The organism is Amycolatopsis umgeniensis (assembly GCF_014205155.1).
In the GTDB taxonomy this organism is placed as follows: domain Bacteria; phylum Actinomycetota; class Actinomycetes; order Mycobacteriales; family Pseudonocardiaceae; genus Amycolatopsis; species Amycolatopsis umgeniensis.
This window is the reverse complement of record NZ_JACHMX010000001.1, coordinates 4,500,885-4,519,771: the sequence shown is the minus strand read 5'-3', so window position 1 is coordinate 4,519,771 and position 18,887 is coordinate 4,500,885. Positions and strand designations below refer to the sequence as shown.

Genomic DNA, 18,887 nt, shown 5'->3' with positions numbered 1-18,887 from the left:
ATGCTGTCCTCGGGTCAGCTGCTGGCCGACCGGTACAAGCTGACGAACCGGATCGCCGTCGGCGGGATGGGCGAGGTCTGGCAGGCCAGCGACACGCGGCTGGACCGGACGGTCGCCGTCAAGATCCTCAAGGCGGAGCTGTCCGGCGACGCCGAGTTCCTGCATCGCTTCCGGACAGAGGCGCGGATGACGGCGTCGCTGAACCATCCCGGCATCGCCGCCGTGCACGACTACGGCGAGACGGTCGCGGACGAGCTGTCGATCGCGTACCTGGTGATGGAGCTGGTCGAAGGCGATCCGCTGGCCGCGATCATCACCCGTGAAGGACGGCTGAACGCCGAGCGCACCCTGGACATCCTCGAGCAGGCCGGGAACGCGCTGCAGGCTGCGCACGAGACCGGTCTGGTGCACCGCGACGTCAAACCGGGCAACATCATGGTCACCCCGGCCGGGCAGGTGAAGATCACCGACTTCGGCGTCGCGAAGGCCGCCGACGCCGCACCGGTGACCAGGTCCGGCATGGTCATGGGCACCGCCCACTACATCGCCCCCGAGCAGGCGCTCGGGCATAACGCCGAACCGGCGAGCGACGTCTATTCGCTGGCTGTCTGCGGCTACGAATGCCTGACCGGGCACCGGCCGTTCCTTTCGGAGAACGCGGTGACCGTCGCGATGATGCACATCCGCGACCTCCCGCCGCCGCTGCCGCCGGACGTGCCGCCGGGCGCCCGCGCGGTCATCGAAGCGACCCTGATCAAGGATCCGAGACAGCGGTACAACAGCGGTGGCGAGTTCGCGGCCGCGGTGGCCGCGGTCCGCGCCGGTCTGCCGCTGCCGACACCGTCGGGGCTGGTCAACGTCGCCTACGCCGCAGGCCAGCCGCCGGTGATGCCGCAGCAGGGGCCTCCTGGCCCGCACTCGCCGCCGAACCCCATGGTGGCCGTCGGACCGGCGTCGCATCCGGCGATGCACCCGGTCACCGGACCGCCCCCGATGGCGGTCCGCCGCCTGCCCGGCAAACGGCCACAATGGGGCTGGTGGGTGCTGCTCGCGGTGATCCTGATCGCAGTACTGGTGGCAGGAGCCTTCCTCATCGTGAGACTGGTCGGTTCGGGCAACGGACAGCAGTCGGGCGGCGTGGATACGAGTGAACAGGCACCGGCTCCGGGTAAGAAGCCTGTGGGTCCTTCGCAGACATCCGCGTACCCCGCGGTGCCGACGGAGGGCAGCACCGAGGAATCAGCCGGGCAGGCGAATCCAGGAATGATGAGCAGCAAACCTTGGACGGAATGGAACGGCACGCAGAGATGAGCACACCAAGACTGCTCAGCAACCGCTACGAGCTGGGCGACACGCTCGGCTACGGAGGCATGTCCGAGGTCCATCACGGCCACGACGTGCGCCTGGGCCGGGAGGTGGCGATCAAGATCCTGCGTGCCGACCTGGCGCGGGATCCCCAGTTCCAAGAACGTTTCCGTCGTGAGGCACAGAACGCGGCGGCACTGAACCACCCGGCGATCGTCGCCGTCTACGACACCGGCGAGACGAACACCGAGTTCGGCCCGCTGCCGTACATCGTCATGGAGTACGTCGAAGGACGGACTCTGCGGGACATCGTGAAGACCGAAGGCCCGATGTCGCAGAAGCGTGCGATGGAGGTCATGGCCGACGTCTGCGCGGCGCTGGACTTCTCGCACCGGCACGGCATCGTGCACCGCGACGTCAAACCGGCGAACGTGATGATCACGAAGAACGGCGCCGTCAAGGTGATGGACTTCGGCATCGCGCGCGCCATGCACGACGGGCAGTCCGCGATGACGCAGACCGCCGCGGTGATCGGCACGGCGCAGTACCTCTCGCCGGAGCAGGCCCGAGGTGAGTCCGTCGACGCGCGTTCCGACGTCTACGCCGCGGGTTGCGTGCTGTACGAACTCATCACCGGCGAGCCGCCCTTCACCGGCGACTCCCCGGTGGCGGTGGCGTACCAGCACGTCCGGGAGGACCCGAACCCGCCGTCGTCGGTGAACCCGGCCGTGGCGCCCGAGCTCGACGCCGTCGTGCTCAAGGCGCTCGCGAAGGGCCCGGCGAACCGCTACCAGTCGTCGGCGGAGATGCGTTCGGACCTGGTCCGCACGCTGTCCGGCCAGCGGCCCGCCGCGCCGATGGTGATGTCGGAGGACGAGCGCACCCAGGTCATGGACTCCGACCGCCGGGTGCCGCAGCGCTACGACCAGTACGAAGAAGACGACGAAGACCCGGCCGCGAAGAAGAAGCGTCGCGCCTGGCTGATCGCCGGCCTCGTCGTCTCGCTGGCGGCCGTGGTGCTGCTGATCATGTGGCTGTCCAACGCGTTCAACAGCACCGGCGCGGAGAGCAAGGCGATCCCGAGGGTCACGGGCCAGTCCGAGGCTTCGGCGAAGGACACGCTCCGGGGGGCGGGGTTCAACTCGTTCGAGCCCACCAAGAAGGTCCCCTGCACCGGTGCGCCCGCGAACGGTCTGCCCGCTTGCGACGAGAACGACATCGACAAGGTCATCGCGATCAACCCGAACGAGGGTCAGATGACGCCGACCACGGACAAGATCACGCTGACCGTCGGCACGAAGCCGAGCAAGGTCAAGGCCCCGGACCTCAAGGGCAAGTCCCAGAGCGAAGCCGAGACGGCGCTGACCGGCGCGGGTCTCGTGCTCGGGGTGACCACCGAGCAGGAGACCGACGAGCCGAACAACGCCGGCAAGGTCCTGTCGCAGAACCCGGCCGCGCAGACCGATGTCGACCAGGGCTCCAAGGTCGACATCACGGTCGGGAAGTCCAAGGAACTGAAGACGGTCCCGAACTTCAAGGGCAAGACGAAGTCGGAGGCCGACGCAGGGCTGAGGCAGGCCGGGTTCACGCCGAGTTTCAAGACCACCAGCTCCAGCGAGCCCAAGGACACCGTCGTCGACCAGACCCCGAACGGCGGCAAGCTCGCGGTCGGCGGTGTGGTCACGGTGACCGTGTCCGACGGCAGCCAGGAGACCTTCGACATGCCGAACCTGAAGGGCATGACGGAGGAGCAGGCCACCCGCCAGTTGCAGCAGCTGGGCTGGAGCGGTCAGATCAACACGCAGGCCGACAAGAACGGCGACCGGGACGACGCGGGCAAGGTCAGCAAGACCAACCCGCAGGCCGGAGCGAAGGTGGCGAAGAACGCGCCGATCACGCTGTTCATCGTCGAAGGCGATGAGACGACGACGTCGCCCACCAGGTCGGGGATCCTCCCGCCTCCGTGATCGAAAGCTGATCGAAAAGGGCCCCGCACGAAACCGTGCGGGGCCCTTTTCGTTCGGTGACACGATCAGGTGGTGTATTCCAAGGGTGCGGTCCGGATCTCCACCGCTTCCGCCGGGGGCTGGTCCTTGAGCCGGAAGGCTCCCCAGCCGTTCCACCAAGGGCCGCCGGTGCCACCCGGCCGACCGATGTCGGGCACGTAGAAGGTCTCCTGGCGGCCCGCGACCATCGGGCGTTCCGAGTTGTTGTCCCCGGCCAGTACGCATCCTTGGTTCAGCCAGTCGGCCGGGATCCCGCCGTCGATACGCACCGGGCAGCGCCACAACGAACCGAAGAACAACATGGTCGTGGCGCCGGGACAGGTGGCACGGCCCTTGAAGATGACGCCGCCGGCGCCTCCGGAGTAGTGCAGTCCGTCCAAGCCCACCTCACAGGTGGAGTTCTGACTCGCCTCCGCGGCCGCTGGTGTCGCGACCGGGACGATGAGCATCAGTGCACAGGCCAGTATCGATCGAATACGCAATGGTCCCCCCAAAGTCGTATGGTTGGAGAGCAACTTCCTATAGACAGAGAAGGTTAAGGTTCGCCAATGACCGACGCAACACCGGAGGGCTGGCAGCCGGATTTGCACACGTTGCGCTGGCTGGCCGGTCGTACCGACCTGGATCGTGTCGCTTCCACCGTGCGATCGGATCTCTCGGCACGCAGGACGGAAGCCGAGGCCAGCGAGGACGCCTACTGGCGGGTGCTGGCCGAAGCCGCGCTGGAAGCCATCATCTGGCCGGCCGCCCGAGAACTTCGAACGGCCGAGGACGAGCCCACGGGCTGAAACCGGGTCAGGCGTTGCGGCGGAGCAGGTAGCCGACGGCCGTCGCGCTCACGAACACCGTGGCGGCCGCCGTCACCACGGCCACCGTGAACGGACCGGCCAGTGGCTGTTGCGAGGTCAAGGCGCGCAGCAGCGGGTTGGCCAGCGGCAGCCACTTCACCAGGAGCACGGCGGCGAGGGCGAAGACCGCGGCCAGCACGGACCAGCCGACGCGCGGGATCAGCAGCCGTGAACAAGGCAGGCCGATCGCGATCCCGAACAGCGCGCACAACGCGTGGGCACCCGCACCGAGGGCGAAGGTGCCGATCGTGAAACCGCCGGTCCGGAGGCCGGACCACAGCACCGTCACGAGGATCAGCACGACGGCGCAGCCGAAGACGGCCAACGCGGCGCCGCCGAGGACCGAACGCCAGCGTCGTGCGTGGCTGAAGGTCACCAGACGCTGGACCGGATCCTCGACGTCGAGCATCGCGATCGTCAGCCAGCACGAGACCACCAGGAGCGAGCCCGCGCTGATCCCGTACTGCGGCAGCAGCGGCGACGCCGGATCCGTGTAGAGCACGGTGTTGACCGCGATGTAGGCGAGGATCGCGGGGAGGTAGCGCTGGGAATGGCCGAGCAGCGCGAGGTAGTAGCGCGTCATGGCGAGCACGGCGCCACCTCCTGGACCGAGAAGCCCCGGTTGAGTGCCCGCAGCAGGACGGCGTCGGTGTGCCCGGCTTCGACCGTCAGGAGGACCTTCCCGCCTTCCGTCACGACCTGGCTGACACCGGGCTCCGAAGACCAGTCGCCGCCGGGTCCGCGGAGGACGATCCTGGTCGCGGTCTTCGCCGCGGATTCGACGCGGGTCAGGAGGCCGTCGTCCATCCGGTGGACGTCGTCGGCGTGGGCGTGCACGGCGGCCGCGCGGTGGTCGGTGAAGACCACGCTCGCGCCGCGTTCCCTGGTTTCGGCGACGAGTTCGCCGAGCACGGTGTGGGCTTCGACGTCGAGGCCGGACCAGGGTTCGTCGAGGATCAGCAACTCCGGCCGGGCGAGGACGGCTTGAGCGAGACCGACCTTTTGGGCGTTGCCCTTCGACAGGGTCCGCAGAGGCGCGTCCGGCCCGCCGACCAGCGCCAACCGCTCCAGCAAAGGATCGATGGCCGACAAGTCGACATGGCCGTCGATGCGGGCCATATGCCGCAGGTAGGCCCGGGCGCTCATCCGCTGCCCCGCCGGGAAGCGGTCCGGCAGATAGCCGACCCGCGGGCTGCCCACGACGGTTCCCGAGGTCTCGCGGGAAAGTGCCGCGAGGATCCTGAGCAGCGTCGACTTCCCCGAACCGTTCGAGCCGAGGATGCCGATCACGCGGCCCGCGGGCACGTCGAGATCGACGTCGACGAGGACGGGCTCGCCGCGTCCGTAGCGCTTACCGACTCTCTCGAGCCGGATCAGCGAGGTCACGCAGCAGCGGCCTTCTGCAGCGCGCGGGTCGCCTGTTCGAGTTCTTCGACCGTGGCGTCGGGGACCGGGTGCCCGGCCGACGCCATCCAGTTCGCCAGCATCCGGTGCCCGCCCTGCGTGAGCACGGACTCGGGGTGGAACTGGACGCCTTCGAGCGGCAGCTCGCGGTGCCGCATGCCCATCACGACACCGGACTCGGTGCGGCCTGTGATCTCGAACACGGCGTCGTCGATGGTTTCGGGCAAAACGGTCAGCGAGTGGTACCGCGTGGCGGTGAATTCGGCGGGCAGTCCGGCGAGCACTCCGTCGCCCGAATGGTGGACTTGACTGGTCTTTCCGTGCAGCAGTTCGGGGGCGCGATCGACGGTGGCGCCGAAGACGACGCCCAGGGCCTGGTGGCCGAGGCAGACGCCGAGCATCGGGATGCGCTCGTCGGCGCATTTGCGGACCACGTCCATGCTCTGACCAGCACGTTCCGGGGTTCCGGGGCCGGGAGAGACGAGGACCGCGTCGAAGTCGCCGAGCTTGTCGATGTCCACCACGTCGTTACGCCAGACGGTGCAGTCGGCGCCGAGCTGGGCCAGGTACTGGACCAGGTTGTAGACAAAACTGTCGTAGTTGTCGACGACGAGCACGCGCATGCGTCCAGCTTAGCGGCTCCCAGCAGGTGGACCGTACGCCAGATCACAATGATTGTTAGGGCAACCTAACTTACCGTGGTAGGGGTGAGCCGTTCTCTTCGTGTAGCCATCGTGGGTGCCGGTCCGGCCGGCATCTACGCCGCCGACATCCTCGACAAGTCCGACGCCGACGTGACGATCGACCTGTTCGAGCGCATGCCGGCGCCGTTCGGGCTGATCCGGTATGGCGTCGCGCCCGACCACCCCCGGATCAAGGGCATCGTCACCGCCCTGCACAAGGTCCTCGACAAGCCGAACATCCGATTGCTGGGCAACGTCGACTACGGGACCGACCTGAAGCTCGACGACCTGCGCCAGTTCTACGACGCGGTGATCTTCTCGACCGGCGCCATGGCCGACAGGCAGCTGGACATCCCCGGGATCGATCTCGACGGCAGCTACGGCGCCGCCGACTTCGTTTCCTGGTACGACGGGCACCCGGACGTGCCGCGCACCTGGCCGCTGAACGCGACCTCGGTCGCCGTCCTCGGTGTCGGGAACGTGGCGCTCGACGTGGCCCGCGTCCTCGCGAAGACCGCGGACGAGCTGCTCAGCACCGACATCCCGGACAACGTCTACCAGGGCTTGAAGACCAGCCCGGTCACCGACGTGCACGTGTTCGGGCGCCGCGGCCCTGCCCAGGCGAAGTTCACGCCGCTCGAACTCCGCGAGCTGGACCACTCGCCGAACGTCGAGGTCATCGTGAACCCCGAGGACATCGAGTTCGACGAGGGCAGCATCGCCGCGCTGCGGGCGTCGAAGCAGATCGACATGGTCGTGAAGACGCTGCAGGAGTGGGCGATCCGCGACCAGGGCGACCGGCCGAAGCGGCTGCACCTGCACTTCCTGCACTCGCCGTGCGAGATCGTCGGCGAAGACGGCAAGGTGACCGGGCTGCGGACCGAGCGCACCGAACTGACCGGTGACGGGAACGTGCGCGGCACCGGCGAATTCCACGACTGGGACGTCCAGGCCGTCTACCGCGCTGTCGGCTACCTGTCCTCGCACCTGCCGGAGATCCCGTTCGACCACACCACCGGAACAGTGCCGAACCAGGCGGGCCGGGTGCTGGACATCGACGAGGACCAGGTGCCGGGCGTCTACGTGACCGGCTGGATCAAACGCGGCCCCGTCGGCCTCATCGGCCACACCAAGGGCGACGCGGCCGAAACGATCGCGAGCCTGCTGGCCGACGCCGACAACCTGGCGGCCCCCGCCGTCGACGACCCCGACGCGATCCTCGGCTTCCTCACCGAACGCGGCGTTCCCTTCACCACCTGGGAAGGCTGGGGCAAACTCGACGCCCACGAGAAATCCCTCGGCGTCCCGCACGGCCGAGAACGCGTCAAGGTCGTGGAACGCGACGAAATGACCCACATCTCGCGCTCTTAACTCACCTACGCAGCCCCCCACCCGTCCCAGGGGGCGGCCCCGAACCCAGTCTACCGACCGAAGCCGGGAAAAGGGCTGGTCAGTCGGGGTTGTCCACAGTCGGGAAGGGTTGTGGACAACTGTCGAGTAAGTCATGAAGGGCCTCACCGTTGTGGGGTCCTTCTTGGCGTTTCGGGTGGTCGTAAGGGAGCGGACCGTGTGGATTTTGGGTCATCTAACGTCCCGAAATCCACACGGTCCTGCGTGAACGGTCGAATCCGGTGGGGGTGTGTGGAAATAGGGACACTCAACGTCCCTATTTCCACACACCCCCTGGGCGCCCGCCAGGTCAGGAACCCAGGAACGCCAGGACAGCAAGTACTCGCCGGTTCGTGTCGTCCGAAGCGACGATGCCGAGTTTCGCGAAGATGTTCGCGGTGTGCTTGCCCACCGCGCCCTCGCTGAAGTGCAGCCGCCCGGCGATGGCGGCGTTGGAACAGCCTTCGGCCATCAATTCGAGCACTTCGCGTTCGCGCGGGGTCAGGGCCGCCAGCGGGTCGGAGGCGTTGCCCGCCACCAGTTTCGCGATCACCTCCGGATCCATCGCGGTCCCGCCGCCCGCCACCCGCCGCACCGCGTCGATGAACTGGTCGGCGTTGAAGACGCGGTCTTTCAACAGATAGCCGATCGCGCCGGCGCCGTCCGCCAGCAGTTCGCGCGCGTAGAGCTGCTCGACGTGTTGCGACAGCACGAGAATCGGCAAACCGGGAAGGTCGCGCCGCACCGCCAGCGCAACCTGCAGGCCCTCGTCGGTGAGCGTCGGCGGCATCCGGACGTCGACGACCGAGACATCCGGCCGGTGCGTCCGCAGCGCTCGCTCGAGCTCCGGCCCGGTCCCGACCGCCTCGACGACATCGAAGCCGTGCGCGGTCAGCAAATGCGTCAGTCCGTCTCGGAGGAGGTACTGGTCCTCGGCGACGACGCATCGGGGTCGAGCTGGCACGGGATCTCCACGGTCGCCTTCGTCGGCCCGCCGGGCGGGCTGGTCAGAGCAAAAGTACCGTCGAAGGCACCCAGCCTGCGTTCGATCCCGCGAATCCCGCTGCCCCGCGCCGCGTTCGCGCCGCCCTTGCCGTCGTCGGTGACCTCGATCCGCAGCACACCGTCGTCGTAACCGAGCTCGATCGACACCCTCCGCGCTTCACCGTGCTTCGCCGCGTTGCCCAGCAACTCGCTGACAGCGAAGTACGCACACGCCTCCGCGGGCTGTTCGAGCCGCGGAAGTACACCGTTCACCGAAGCCCGCAACGGACTGTCCAGCGCCATCGCCCGCACCGCGTCACCGAGACCGCGTTCGGACAACACCGGCGGGTGAATCCCGCGGACCAGGAGCCGCAGTTCGGTCAGCGTCTCGGACGACGTCTGCCGCAGCTCTGCGGCGAGCCGTTTCGCGGCGGCCGGATCGGTGTCGATCAGCGCTTCGACCGCACCCAGCTTCATCCCCATCGCGACCAGCCGCGACTGGACCCCGTCGTGCAGATCCCGCTCGATCCGCCGCATCTCGGCGGCCTGCGCCACCGACGCGTCCGTACGCGTCTGCTTCAGCCGTTCGACACGCTGTTCCAGCCGCGAAGATTCCGTCGGCCCCAGAAGCAGCTTCGCGAAGCGCGCCTCCTGACGCGCCAGCCACGGCGCCGGGATCAGGCCCGCCACGAACGCCGCCAGCGCGACCGGGGTCAACGCGAGCGCCTGCCAGTGAGTCGTCGCCTCGGGCAGGCCGATCGTCGAGAACCAGTGCGTGGTCGACCACGAGGTGTCCGTCCACTGGGCGATCGGCCGCCACACCCACAGCGCCAGGAAACCCAGGAACCCGAAGAGCACCAGAGTGGCCGTCGGCAACATCATCAGCAGCAGGACGACGGAGTTGACCACGGCACCCGCCAGATCACGCCAGGTCGCCCTGTCCCGCATCATCCAGCGCCAGCGGCCCAGCCGCGCGGGCCACCACGGCGTGTCGTACAGCTGCCGCCGGTACTGGTACAGCCCGTCCGCCCGCGGGACGGGGAACGGCGGCTCCGGCAGATACGGACGATCGATCCGGACGCCGGTCCAGTTCCTGGCCTCGCGGCGCAGTGTGTCGGTGACCGTCCGGCCCGCCATCACCAGCGCGGGGAACGCCGGCGCCGGTCCGATCAGCACGAGCATCGTCGGGACCGCCATCGCGAGTTGCGCGACCGAAAGCCCGAAGAGCCCCATCTGGTGCCCCAGCGCCTTCAAGCTCCTCTTGACCCAGCCGTCTCCGGCGCGAGCCGGGCGCGGTCCGAGCCACCAGCGCGTCCAGCGGCCGTAAACCCGCAGCGCGAACGGCCCGGTCAGCAGCACGGCAGGCACGAGCAGCAGACCCGCGAACGGATTCCACAGCTGCCAGCCCAGGTCGCGGCCGGTCGCCGGATCGTCGGAGATCCACTCGAACCGTTTGGTCCACTTGAGGAACCAAGACCGCTTGAACAGGCTGTTCCCTTCGCGGTACCAGCCGTCTCGCTCGCGTTCCGGCTCCGGCGGGGCCGGCCGATAGGGCGGCTCGACCTCGACACCGCACCAGCGTCCAGACAGCCGCCTGGTGAGCGCGGCGCGCGGACGCATTCCCTCCAAGGCCAGCGTGTACGCGAAGACCAGCCCCACGCAGAGCAGGCAAAAGCCCACCAGTTCGAGCAGGAGGTCAAGCCAGCTCACCAGGGCGAGAGCGGCGAGCACGAAGCCGCGGCGCACCGAGACGAGGTACTTGCGAATCATACGAGAAGTCTCGCGCACCGACGGGTCGGAACGCAGTGGCCACAGCGCCACGACCAGGGTGGGTCCAGCCCCACCCCAGTTGGGCTTCTAGACCCATCCACAAAGAAAACCTTGCGCCATAACGTTTTTCGCATGCCAATCATCGAAGTCACCAACCTCCGCAAGACGTACGGGGAGCACGTCGCGGTCGACGACGTTTCGTTCCACGTGGAACAGGGCGAGATCTTCGGGATCCTCGGGACCAACGGCGCGGGCAAGACCACCACCGTCGAATGCCTCCAGGGACTGCGGACGCCGGACTCCGGCACCATGTCGGTCCTCGGCCTCGACCCCGGCAAGGACCACAACGCGCTCCGGCAGCGCCTCGGCTCCCAGCTCCAGGAAAGCCGCCTGCCGGAAAAGCTCAAGGTCCAAGAGGCACTCGACCTCTACGCGTCCTTCTACGCGAACCCCGCCGACACCGGTGACCTGCTCGCGAAGCTGGGACTCACCGCGCAGCGGAACAAGTACTTCGGCAAGCTTTCCGGCGGGCAGAAGCAGCGCGTTTCGATCGCGCTCGCGCTGGTCGGAAGCCCCGAGGTCGCCGTCCTCGACGAGCTGACCACCGGACTCGACCCCCACGCCCGCCGCGACACCTGGAAGCTCGTCGAGGGCGTGCGCGACACCGGCGTCACCGTCCTGCTCGTCACGCACTTCATGGAAGAGGCCGAACGCCTTTGCGACCGCCTCGCGGTCTTCGACGCCGGTCGCGTGGTCGCCACCGGCACCCCCGCCGAACTCCGCGACCGCACCGGTAAATCCACTTTGGACGATGCCTTCGTGACCCTGACCGGCCGCGACTGAAACAGGAGACGAACAGTGAACACACTCGCCAAGATCACTTTCACCGAAACGAAACTCGCGCTGCGGTCACCGGCCTGGGTCCTCGCGGGGCTGCTGTCACCGGCCGTGTTGTTGCTCGGCCTCGGTGCCATCCCGGCCTTGCGGACGCAGAGCGAAACGACCGCGGGCATGCGGTTCATCGACGCCTGGGTGCCCTCGCTGGTGGTGCTCACCATCGCCCTGATGGGCCTGCAGGCGATCCCGGCCGTGATCGCGGCGTACCGCGAACAAGGCATCCTCCGCCGCTTCGCCACCACACCGGTGCATCCGGCCAAACTGCTGGTGGCCCAGCTGATCATCAACGTCACCGTCACCGTCGCCGGGGTCGGCCTGCTGATCGTGCTCGGCTCCGCCGTCTTCGACGTCCCAGGGCCACGACATCCGCTCGGCTTCCTGCTCGCGTTCGTGCTCGGAACGACGGCGATCTTCGGTTTCGGGCTGATCGCCGCGTCGGTGGCCAAGACCGGCCGCGCGGCGGGCGGGATCGCGATGGTCGCCTATATCCCGATCATGTTCCTCGGCGGCGTCTACCTGCCGCGTCCGTTGTTGCCGACGGTCATCCAGGACATCGGCGCGTACGTCCCGCCGGGTGTCAAGGCCATGGAGGACGCCTGGACCGGCACCGGTGCCCAGCCGCTGCAACTCGCCGTTCTGGCGGCTTTCGCGGTGGGCAGTTGTGTCGTGGCGGCGAAGCTTTTTCGCTGGGAGTGACGACGGCTTCCGCCAAAGTGGTGATGATGATCGTTTTCTCTTGTGGGCTGAGCCGCGGGTGAGTAGTCAGGAAGACGGCCCACGTTCACTGCGTCTCTCTCGGAGGTTCGATGTCTCTGGATGTATCGCCCGCGCTGCTTGAGAAGGCCGAGCGCGGGGAGGTCTCCGACGCCGAATTCGTCGCCTGCGTCCGGGAGTCCCTGCCGTACGCCTGGACCGTGATCACCGGTGTCATCGCGGAGGCCGAGGGCGCGTCCGACGGGTTCGCCGACAACGAGACGCCGCCGCCGAGTGAAGCCGAACGCGGTCAGCTGCTGCGGGCGCTGGCCTCGGACGCCATCCGCGGCGGGCTGGAACGGCACTTCGGCGTGAAGCTGGCGTTCCAGAACTGTCACCGGGTCGCCGTGTTCAAGAAGTCCCAGGTGGACAGTGACCGGTACCGCGCGTTCGTTTCGGTGCGCGGCCAGCTGCTGAACCAGAGCCCGGAACTCCGCGACTGCTAGCCGTTCCGCAGCGCGGGTAGTACCTCTTCCCCGATCCGCGCGATGTTCTCGAGCGTTCCCTCCGGCGTACCGGACGCTTCCACCATCATGATCACGTGGGAGACCCCGGTACGCCGGATGCTCGTTCCCAGCCTGTCGACGCAGTACTCCACGCCGCCGATCGGGTGCATCTCGCACAACCGGTCGGTGTAGGCCACCGGATCCTTCTCCAGCCCCCGCCTGCCGTCGAGGTACACGTGGCCGGCGAACCCCTCTTTCAGCGAACCCGGCAACGCGGACCGCACGACGTCCAGCGCGTCGTCCCCCACCTGGCACATCACCGTCGAGACATGCCCGGCGGCGGGATCCCCGTACGCGGCAAGGGTTTCGATCTTGCCGTCGTCGTCGGTGTGCAGGCCGAGCAGCATCGGCAGGCCACGATCGGCGGCGAGCCGGACAGCGCGCGATCCGGCGTCTCCGCAGGCCACGACCAGGCGCGGAGCGCGTTGCGGGCTCGGCACCATCGGCACCTCTCGGAACGCGAAGTAGTCGCCGTCGGCCGAGACGGTCTTCGAAGTCATCGCCGCGAGCAACAGGTCGAGGCTCTCCTCGAACCCCGTTTCGTAGCGGGACGCCCCGGTGCCGAACACCTCGAGGTCCTGCCACGGCCCGCCTCGGCCGACGCCGATCCGCAGGCGTCCGCCGGAAACCGCGTCGAGCAGCGACCACTGCTCGGCGAGCGCCACCGGATGCGCGATCGACAGCACGCTCACCGCGGTGCCGACCACGATCCGCTCGGTCCGGCCGAGCACGTGCGCGGCGAGGGTGATCGCGGACGGGCAGACGCCGTACGGCATGAAGTGGTGCTCGGCGAACCAGACGTCGTCGAAGCCCGCCCGTTCGGCGGCGACGGCGGCGTCGACCGACCTGCGCAGGACGTCGGCGTCCTCCTGCCCGGGAAACCTTCCGGAGACGAGGAAGACGCCGAACCGCACCTCTACTGGACGCTCACTTCGTTGAACCACAGCCGCGGCTCGAGCCACGGGAAGACGACGAACATCAGCAGCGCCACGATCCCCAGCGCCAGCACGACCGCCACGGTCAGCTTCGCCGCGAAGGGGCCCGGCAGCTTTCGCCAGATCCAGCCGTACATCAGCGCGCCTCCGAGATCTTGGGCAGCAGTTCGGCGTAGGTGCCCACCTGGTTCTTCGGCACCTGCTGGGCCAGCACCGCGTGGATGATGAGCCGCTCTCGCGCCGAGAACTTCGGGTGACACGTCGTCAGCGTGAGCAGCGAGACCTGTTCGGCCTTCGGCAGGATCTCCGGATCCTTGTACGGCACCGGGTTCACCGTGTCGCCCTTGGTCGGGAACACGATGCGGCGGCCGTTGGTCTCGCCGTAGGCACCGCCGTCAACGGCGTTCGGATCACGCAGCGTCCCGACGTTCTTGCACTTCGGGTCGGCGCCCTTGCCCGCGGCCCAGCCCTCGACCTCGTCCTTGTAGGGCAGCACCTTGTAGATGTAGAAGTCGGTCTGCGACTCGATGATGATCTGGTCGCACGAGGTGAGGTTGTCCAGATCGTTGAACGGCGCGCCCTTGCCGACACGGTGACCGGCGATGGCGAAGTTGCCCGGTTCGCCCGGCAGCGCCGTGCCCTTGTAGTGGCCGGGGCCGACTTCGAGCGCGGCCTCGGTGGTGCCTTCCTGGATGGTGAAGTTGAAGTCGGCGCCGAACACCGGGATGTGGATCCTGGCGAACGCCTTCCCGTCGACCAGGTCCGGATGCAGCTGCCGGTCCTTCGACCAGTCGCCGTCCAGCTCCGAACTCGCCTCCGACTGCTTGCCCGCGGAGAAGAGGTCGGTCACGTAGACCTCGTAGACCATGAACAGCAGCACCACCAGCCCGGCGGTGATGAGGAGCTCCCCGACGGTCCGGACGGCGACTCCGCCCTTGCCCAGTTCCCGGGGCGGGCGTTCCTCGGTCGCGGTGCCACCGCCGACCGGTTCGAAGATGACGGTCTCCTCGGTCGACCCCGGCGGCGGCACGGGACGACGGCGTGGCGGAGGCGCGTCCATCCGGCGTCGCGGCGGCGGCCCGTCCTGTGACCTGCCCTCTTGCGGCCTCCGGCGGGGCACCGGACGCCCCTCACCGGGTGGTCGTTCGGAGTACCGCCGACGGTCCCCACCCGGCTCTTCCCGCTCAGCCACGCAAAGCTCCTCAGTCTCGAACCAAGCCGCAGTGTCGAACCAGCACAGTGTCGAACCGGCACGAGGTCGAACCGTGTGTGACACCATTGTCACAGTGCGGGAAATCGACCGGTCCCGGACGGTGCCCAGCGGCGCTCGTTTACGTTAACGTGTGCACGTGGCGCTGGTTGCGCACCCGAAAGCGGGTCATCGCCACCAGGGAAGCCGAACAGTACGCGAGGAACACGATGCCGAAGTCCAAGGTCCGTAAGAAAACGGCGTACACCCCGCCGACCGACCGCCGCACGCCGGTGAAGGTCAAGGCCGCGGGCCCGTCGAACCTGTTCTACAAGATCGTGATGTTCGGTCTCATGTTGGTCGGCCTGTTGTGGCTGGTCGTCAACTACATCGCGGGCGACAAGATCCCCTTCATGGCGGATCTGGGCAACACGAACTTCGCGATCGGCTTCGTGCTGATGATCGCCGGGTTGCTCATGACCATGCGGTGGCGGTGAGTATTACTCCGGTTGGCGGCTTGACGCCGAATTACACCGGTGTGACTCATCCCCAGTGTGGATAACCCCTGTGGATAACTACCCCACCTCGTGGGCCCCGCGCCAGAACGTTGTGGTAGTGGCCTGGGTGATCACCCTGTTGCTGCTGGCAGGCGTGACGTGGCTGGCTTTCGCCGGTGACGTCGGCGGAACCGTGCTGACCGGGGTGGCGATGGTGTCCATCGGCGCGCTCGCGCTCCACGGCACCCTGCTCCGGCCGCGGCTGGCCGCCGGTCCCGACGGGATCCTGGCCAGGACGTTCGGCGGCGCGCACCGCTATTCCTGGACCGAAGCGCGGCTGCGGCTGCGCACGACGCGCCGTCTCGGCCGGGACGGCTTGACCCTCGAGGTCGAATCCGGCGAACACCTGCTGGTGTTCGGCCGGATCGACCTCGGCGAGGACCCCAGGGACGTCCTGGACGTCCTCACCGCCCTCAAGGGTCAGGCGTTGTCGTAGTAGTGGACATCGCCGTTCGGGCCGTGTGACCAGCCCGGTACGGCCGGGCCGACAGCGGGCGGCGCGTATTCCCCGAAGATCTCGTACGGCGACGCCGGCGAGCAGATCGGGTTGATCTTCACGACACAGGTCCGCAGCGAACCGCTGAACTTGGCTTTGACGTGCCGCGGCCGCTGGTCTTCCACCACCGCCTGACCGGCCGTGACCTCCCAGCCGCTCGCCGCGCCCGGCCCCGTCGTGCCGACGGTCTGCGTCGCCACCGACGAAGTGACGCCGGGATCGCCGAAGCAGATTTTCAACGCCGCATCGACGTAAGCGACACGCAGCGTGATCGCACTTCCCGAGCCGAGGAAATAGCGTTTGGTGTAGGTCTGGCAGGTTTCCGCGGCCTCACCGGCCTGCGCGACCGAAGGTGCCAGTGCCGAAGCCAACGCGGCGACGGCGGTGAACAGGACTGCCTTGCGAATCTTCATCTCAACCCCCACGGTGATGATGTTGACAATCAACGTGAAGGTACCCCGTCATGTTGCTTCTCCACCGGGTAATCGCATAACCCACTCGGGGGAAGCGGGACTACGCCGGGTAGCACAGGTAGCGGAGTCTGCCGCTCTCGGTGACCAGCCCGCAGACGCTGGAAGCCGTCTGCACGTCCCTCCAGATCAGGAGCCCGACCAGCGCGACGACCACGATCGCGATCCCGCCGAGCTGCCATTTGAGGCGGTTCTTCTCCGGCGCGTAGAGCAGCGCGAAGGTCGTCACCAGACCGGCGACGAAACCGCCCGCGTGCGCGAGGATCGAGATCCCCGGCACCTGGAAGGTGATGAAGACGTTGAGCCCCAGCATGACGAGCAGCCATGTCGGATTGAGCCGGAGCCTGATGACGATGACCGCGTACGCGCCGATGAGCCCGAAGATGGCACCGGAGGCACCGATCACCGCGGGTGCGTTGAGGTCCGTGAACACCAGGTTCGCGACGGAACCGCCGAGCATCGCGACGAAGTAGAGCGTGAGGAACGGGACGCGGCCGAGCGCGGTCTCCAGCGGGCGCCCCACGAACCACAGGGAGAACGCGTTGCTCGCGATGTGCAGGAGGCCGTACTGCAGGAACCCCGAGGTGAATACCCGCCACCACTCGTCGTCCACCAACGTCGCCGAATTCGACAGCTGCCCGTACTGGAAGACCTCCGAGTAGAAGTTCTCGGAGATGCTGCCGGACTGGGCGACCGTGATGATGAAGACGACGACGTTGAGCGCCAGGAGGATCGGCGTCACGATCGCCGTCCGAGGCTGCCGGGCGCCGGCGAGGGTGCGCGCGCCGTAGCCGGCGTCGCGGTACTGCTTCTGCTGGACGCGGTCTTGCTGGCGGCCGGCCTGCACGCAGTCGGTGCACTGGAAGCCCACTGAAGCTTCGCGCAGGCAATCCGGGCAGGCCGGACGGTCGCAGCGTGCACAGCTCAGCCCGGTCGGCCGGTTCGGGTGCCACCAGCAGCCGGGCATGGCGGCCTGCTGGTACTGGGGATTCGGTGGTTGGCTCACGATGCCACCAACCTACCGAAATCCCCCGTAACAGGCCGTGCGATCAGCGTTGTCAGCCTTCGCGGCTGATGCTGACCTTCTCGATGACGACGTCCTGCAGCGGACGGTCGGCCGGACCGGTCGCCGTGCGCCCGATCGCGTCGACGACCTCGCGGGACGACTGGTCCGCGACCTCGCCGAAGATCGTGTGCTTGAAGTTCAGGTGCGTCGTCGGCGCGACGGTGATGAAGAACTGCGAGCCGTTGGTGCCGGGCCCGGCGTTGGCCATGGCCAGCAGGTACGGCTTGGAGAACTGGAGCTCCGGGTGGAACTCGTCGCCGAACTTGTAGCCGGGGCCGCCGCGGCCGGTGCCGGTCGGGTCGCCGCCCTGGAGCATGAAGCCGTCGATGACGCGGTGGAAGATCGACCCGTTGTAGAACGGGCCCGAGCTGTCGCCCTGCGCGTTGGGCTGCGTGTACTCCTTGCTGCCCTCGGCGAGCCCGACGAAGTTCGCGACCGTCTTCGGCGCGTGGTCGGGGAACAGGTTCAGGGTGATGTCACCCTGGTTGGTGTGCAGAGTGGCCTTCAACGCGCCACCAATGAGGGATCCCTTGCTTTCAGTCACGAGCTTCATCGTGCCATCTGCGGCAAGATCTGGGGAAAAGGGGCACGATAGGTTACAAGCAACGAAGCAGAATCAAAACGATTGATGAGGTGAAGGCCATGACCCGGGCCGCAGATTCGGTGAGCGAGTCGGCGAAGGCCGGCGCGCTCGGCCTGCGCAAACGTGCGGTTGAGGCGGGTAAGGAAGCCACCGCCCACGCCGTCGAGGTAGCCGAGCAGAAGCTCTCCGAGAGCGCCGGTGAGATCGCTAAGACCAGCCGTCGCGCGCGCAAGAAGCTCGCGAAGAAGACGGAACTGACCCGCAAGGAGCTCAAGCGCAGCTCGAAGGCGGCTCGTAAGGAGGCGCTGGCCAGGCTTTCCGAGATGCGGAAGCCGGGCCGCAAGGCACGTAAGGCCGCCATCCTGGCCGCGAAGTCCGCCGGTGAGTCCAAGCGCCGGGGCAAGAAGGACTTCAAGGCCGCGAAGAAGGACTTCCGGGCCGCGGTCGTCGAGGCGAAGTCCGCTGCCAAGGGGACGCGCAAGCGTCGCCGCTGGCCGTGGGTCATCGGCATCGCGGTGGTCGGCGCCGGTGCCGCCTACGCGCTGCGTTCCAAGCAGGAGCCGCCGGTCGCGCCCGCGCCGCCGAAGGCTCCGCCCGCTCCCCCCGCGAAGCCCGCCGCTCCGGCGGCGGCCGCGCCGAAGCCCGCTCCCGCGAAGCCCGCCGCTTCCGGTCCCGCCGCGGGTTCGGGTGCGGCCAAGCCCGCGGCACCGAAGCCAGGCGCCCCCAAGAACGGGCACCAGGCCTCGACCAGCTCCGCCGACAAGAAGAACTGAGAACGACGCCCAACCCTCTTCTTCTGCTTGTCGCCAGGGCCGCCCAGTGACCCACAAGGCCACTGGGCGGCCCTTTCACGTCCAAGCATCGAAGATCAACGCGCCCAACAAAGTGACCGGCGGACTGTCTCGCCGATAGCGCGCCAGCGCGACGGCGAGACTTCACCGATCGCGCCCTCTTTTGGGCCGAAGGCCCACGTAAACGCGATGAAGGGGCGCCTCTCCGCCCCACGTGAGTGGGAAGCGGATCGACGCCCCTTCGGCGCGTTTACG

General features: G+C 67.9%; 22 protein-coding genes. 10 read left to right on the top strand and 12 right to left on the bottom strand.

What is annotated here, in order from left to right; all coding sequences use genetic code 11:
- Together HDA45_RS21170 and pknB are read left to right on the top strand one after the other, a co-directional pair.
- Complete coding sequence (locus tag HDA45_RS21170) at positions 1-1,311, top strand: protein kinase domain-containing protein (protein WP_184897939.1); 1,311 nt, start codon at positions 1-3, stop codon at positions 1,309-1,311.
- On the top strand, positions 1,308-3,272 hold the full coding sequence (gene pknB, locus HDA45_RS21165) for a Stk1 family PASTA domain-containing Ser/Thr kinase (RefSeq protein WP_184897937.1): 1,965 nt from the start codon (positions 1,308-1,310) through the stop codon (positions 3,270-3,272). Before HDA45_RS21170 ends, pknB begins: the two co-directional genes overlap by 4 nt.
- 65 nt (positions 3,273-3,337) lie before the next feature.
- On the opposite strand, the gene HDA45_RS21160 is transcribed toward pknB, so the two are convergent.
- On the bottom strand, positions 3,338-3,760 hold the full coding sequence (locus HDA45_RS21160) for a hypothetical protein (protein ID WP_184897934.1): 423 nt from the start codon (positions 3,758-3,760) through the stop codon (positions 3,338-3,340).
- Positions 3,761-3,859: 99 nt separating this feature from the next.
- Between HDA45_RS21160 and HDA45_RS21155 the strand changes: the two genes are divergently transcribed.
- Positions 3,860-4,099, top strand: coding sequence for a hypothetical protein (locus HDA45_RS21155; protein WP_184897932.1), 240 nt, complete (start codon positions 3,860-3,862; stop codon positions 4,097-4,099).
- A gap of 7 nt (positions 4,100-4,106) precedes the next feature.
- Here the strand turns inward: HDA45_RS21155 and HDA45_RS21150 are convergent, their stop codons facing one another.
- From HDA45_RS21150 to HDA45_RS21140, 3 genes are read right to left on the bottom strand one after another with little or no spacing between them, the layout of a single operon-like run.
- Positions 4,107-4,751 carry a hypothetical protein gene (locus HDA45_RS21150; protein ID WP_184897930.1) on the bottom strand — a complete coding sequence of 215 codons (645 nt, stop codon included), beginning with the start codon at positions 4,749-4,751 and terminating at the stop codon, positions 4,107-4,109.
- Positions 4,739-5,545 carry an ATP-binding cassette domain-containing protein gene (locus HDA45_RS21145; RefSeq protein ID WP_184897928.1) on the bottom strand — a complete coding sequence of 269 codons (807 nt, stop codon included), beginning with the start codon at positions 5,543-5,545 and terminating at the stop codon, positions 4,739-4,741. Before HDA45_RS21145 ends, HDA45_RS21150 begins: the two co-directional genes overlap by 13 nt.
- Complete coding sequence (locus HDA45_RS21140) at positions 5,542-6,186, bottom strand: aminodeoxychorismate/anthranilate synthase component II (protein ID WP_184897926.1); 645 nt, start codon at positions 6,184-6,186, stop codon at positions 5,542-5,544. Before HDA45_RS21140 ends, HDA45_RS21145 begins: the two co-directional genes overlap by 4 nt.
- Before the next feature lie 111 nt (positions 6,187-6,297).
- Between HDA45_RS21140 and HDA45_RS21135 the strand changes: the two genes are divergently transcribed.
- Positions 6,298-7,617 (top strand): FAD-dependent oxidoreductase, encoded by a 1,320-nt coding sequence (locus HDA45_RS21135; RefSeq protein ID WP_184905871.1) that lies wholly within the window; start codon positions 6,298-6,300, stop codon positions 7,615-7,617.
- A 328-nt stretch (positions 7,618-7,945) separates the two neighbouring features.
- Here HDA45_RS21135 and HDA45_RS21130 read toward each other — a convergent pair whose 3' ends face one another.
- Together HDA45_RS21130 and HDA45_RS21125 are read right to left on the bottom strand one after the other, a co-directional pair.
- A complete protein-coding gene (locus HDA45_RS21130; protein ID WP_184897924.1) occupies positions 7,946-8,599 on the bottom strand; it encodes a response regulator in 654 nt (217 codons plus the stop codon).
- Positions 8,539-10,389 carry a sensor histidine kinase gene (locus tag HDA45_RS21125; RefSeq protein WP_184897922.1) on the bottom strand — a complete coding sequence of 617 codons (1,851 nt, stop codon included), beginning with the start codon at positions 10,387-10,389 and terminating at the stop codon, positions 8,539-8,541. The genes HDA45_RS21130 and HDA45_RS21125 overlap by 61 nt, the downstream gene beginning before the upstream one ends.
- Positions 10,390-10,521: 132 nt before the next feature.
- Here HDA45_RS21125 and HDA45_RS21120 point away from each other — a divergent pair, with 132 nt between their 5' ends.
- From HDA45_RS21120 to HDA45_RS21110, 3 genes are all read left to right on the top strand, one after another.
- A complete protein-coding gene (locus HDA45_RS21120) occupies positions 10,522-11,232 on the top strand; it encodes an ABC transporter ATP-binding protein (protein ID WP_184897920.1) in 711 nt (236 codons plus the stop codon).
- A gap of 15 nt (positions 11,233-11,247) precedes the next feature.
- On the top strand, positions 11,248-11,982 hold the full coding sequence (locus HDA45_RS21115; protein WP_184897918.1) for an ABC transporter permease: 735 nt from the start codon (positions 11,248-11,250) through the stop codon (positions 11,980-11,982).
- 110 nt (positions 11,983-12,092) lie between these two features.
- The gene (locus HDA45_RS21110) at positions 12,093-12,485 is read left to right on the top strand and encodes an SCO5389 family protein (protein ID WP_184897916.1); all 393 of its coding nucleotides are present in this window, start codon (positions 12,093-12,095) and stop codon (positions 12,483-12,485) included.
- On the opposite strand, the gene HDA45_RS21105 is transcribed toward HDA45_RS21110, so the two are convergent.
- From HDA45_RS21105 to HDA45_RS21095, 3 genes are read right to left on the bottom strand one after another with little or no spacing between them, the layout of a single operon-like run.
- On the bottom strand, positions 12,482-13,459 hold the full coding sequence (locus HDA45_RS21105) for an LLM class flavin-dependent oxidoreductase (protein ID WP_184897914.1): 978 nt from the start codon (positions 13,457-13,459) through the stop codon (positions 12,482-12,484). The genes HDA45_RS21110 and HDA45_RS21105 overlap by 4 nt on opposite strands.
- A 2-nt stretch (positions 13,460-13,461) precedes the next feature.
- Positions 13,462-13,617 carry a hypothetical protein gene (locus HDA45_RS21100; RefSeq protein WP_184897912.1) on the bottom strand — a complete coding sequence of 52 codons (156 nt, stop codon included), beginning with the start codon at positions 13,615-13,617 and terminating at the stop codon, positions 13,462-13,464.
- The gene (locus HDA45_RS21095) at positions 13,617-14,540 is read right to left on the bottom strand and encodes a class E sortase (RefSeq protein ID WP_184905869.1); all 924 of its coding nucleotides are present in this window, start codon (positions 14,538-14,540) and stop codon (positions 13,617-13,619) included. Before HDA45_RS21095 ends, HDA45_RS21100 begins: the two co-directional genes overlap by 1 nt.
- A gap of 359 nt (positions 14,541-14,899) precedes the next feature.
- Here HDA45_RS21095 and crgA point away from each other — a divergent pair, with 359 nt between their 5' ends.
- Both crgA and HDA45_RS21085 read left to right on the top strand, forming a co-directional pair.
- Positions 14,900-15,166: a cell division protein CrgA gene (gene crgA, locus HDA45_RS21090; protein WP_037308756.1), complete on the top strand. Its 267-nt coding sequence runs from the start codon at positions 14,900-14,902 to the stop codon at positions 15,164-15,166.
- 118 nt (positions 15,167-15,284) lie between these two features.
- Positions 15,285-15,662 (top strand): PH domain-containing protein, encoded by a 378-nt coding sequence (locus HDA45_RS21085; RefSeq protein ID WP_184897910.1) that lies wholly within the window; start codon positions 15,285-15,287, stop codon positions 15,660-15,662.
- Here HDA45_RS21085 and HDA45_RS21080 read toward each other — a convergent pair.
- The 3 genes from HDA45_RS21080 to HDA45_RS21070 all read right to left on the bottom strand — a co-directional run bounded on the left by HDA45_RS21080 (position 15,647) and on the right by HDA45_RS21070 (position 17,811).
- The gene (locus HDA45_RS21080) at positions 15,647-16,135 is read right to left on the bottom strand and encodes a hypothetical protein (RefSeq protein WP_184897908.1); all 489 of its coding nucleotides are present in this window, start codon (positions 16,133-16,135) and stop codon (positions 15,647-15,649) included. The genes HDA45_RS21085 and HDA45_RS21080 overlap by 16 nt on opposite strands.
- 100 nt (positions 16,136-16,235) lie before the next feature.
- The gene (locus HDA45_RS21075) at positions 16,236-17,198 is read right to left on the bottom strand and encodes a rhomboid family intramembrane serine protease (RefSeq protein WP_184897906.1); all 963 of its coding nucleotides are present in this window, start codon (positions 17,196-17,198) and stop codon (positions 16,236-16,238) included.
- A gap of 52 nt (positions 17,199-17,250) precedes the next feature.
- A complete protein-coding gene (locus tag HDA45_RS21070) occupies positions 17,251-17,811 on the bottom strand; it encodes a peptidylprolyl isomerase (protein ID WP_184897904.1) in 561 nt (186 codons plus the stop codon).
- A gap of 89 nt (positions 17,812-17,900) precedes the next feature.
- Here HDA45_RS21070 and HDA45_RS21065 point away from each other — a divergent pair, with 89 nt between their 5' ends.
- The gene (locus HDA45_RS21065; RefSeq protein ID WP_184897902.1) at positions 17,901-18,614 is read left to right on the top strand and encodes a hypothetical protein; all 714 of its coding nucleotides are present in this window, start codon (positions 17,901-17,903) and stop codon (positions 18,612-18,614) included.
- The last annotated feature ends 273 nt before the right edge of the window (positions 18,615-18,887 follow it).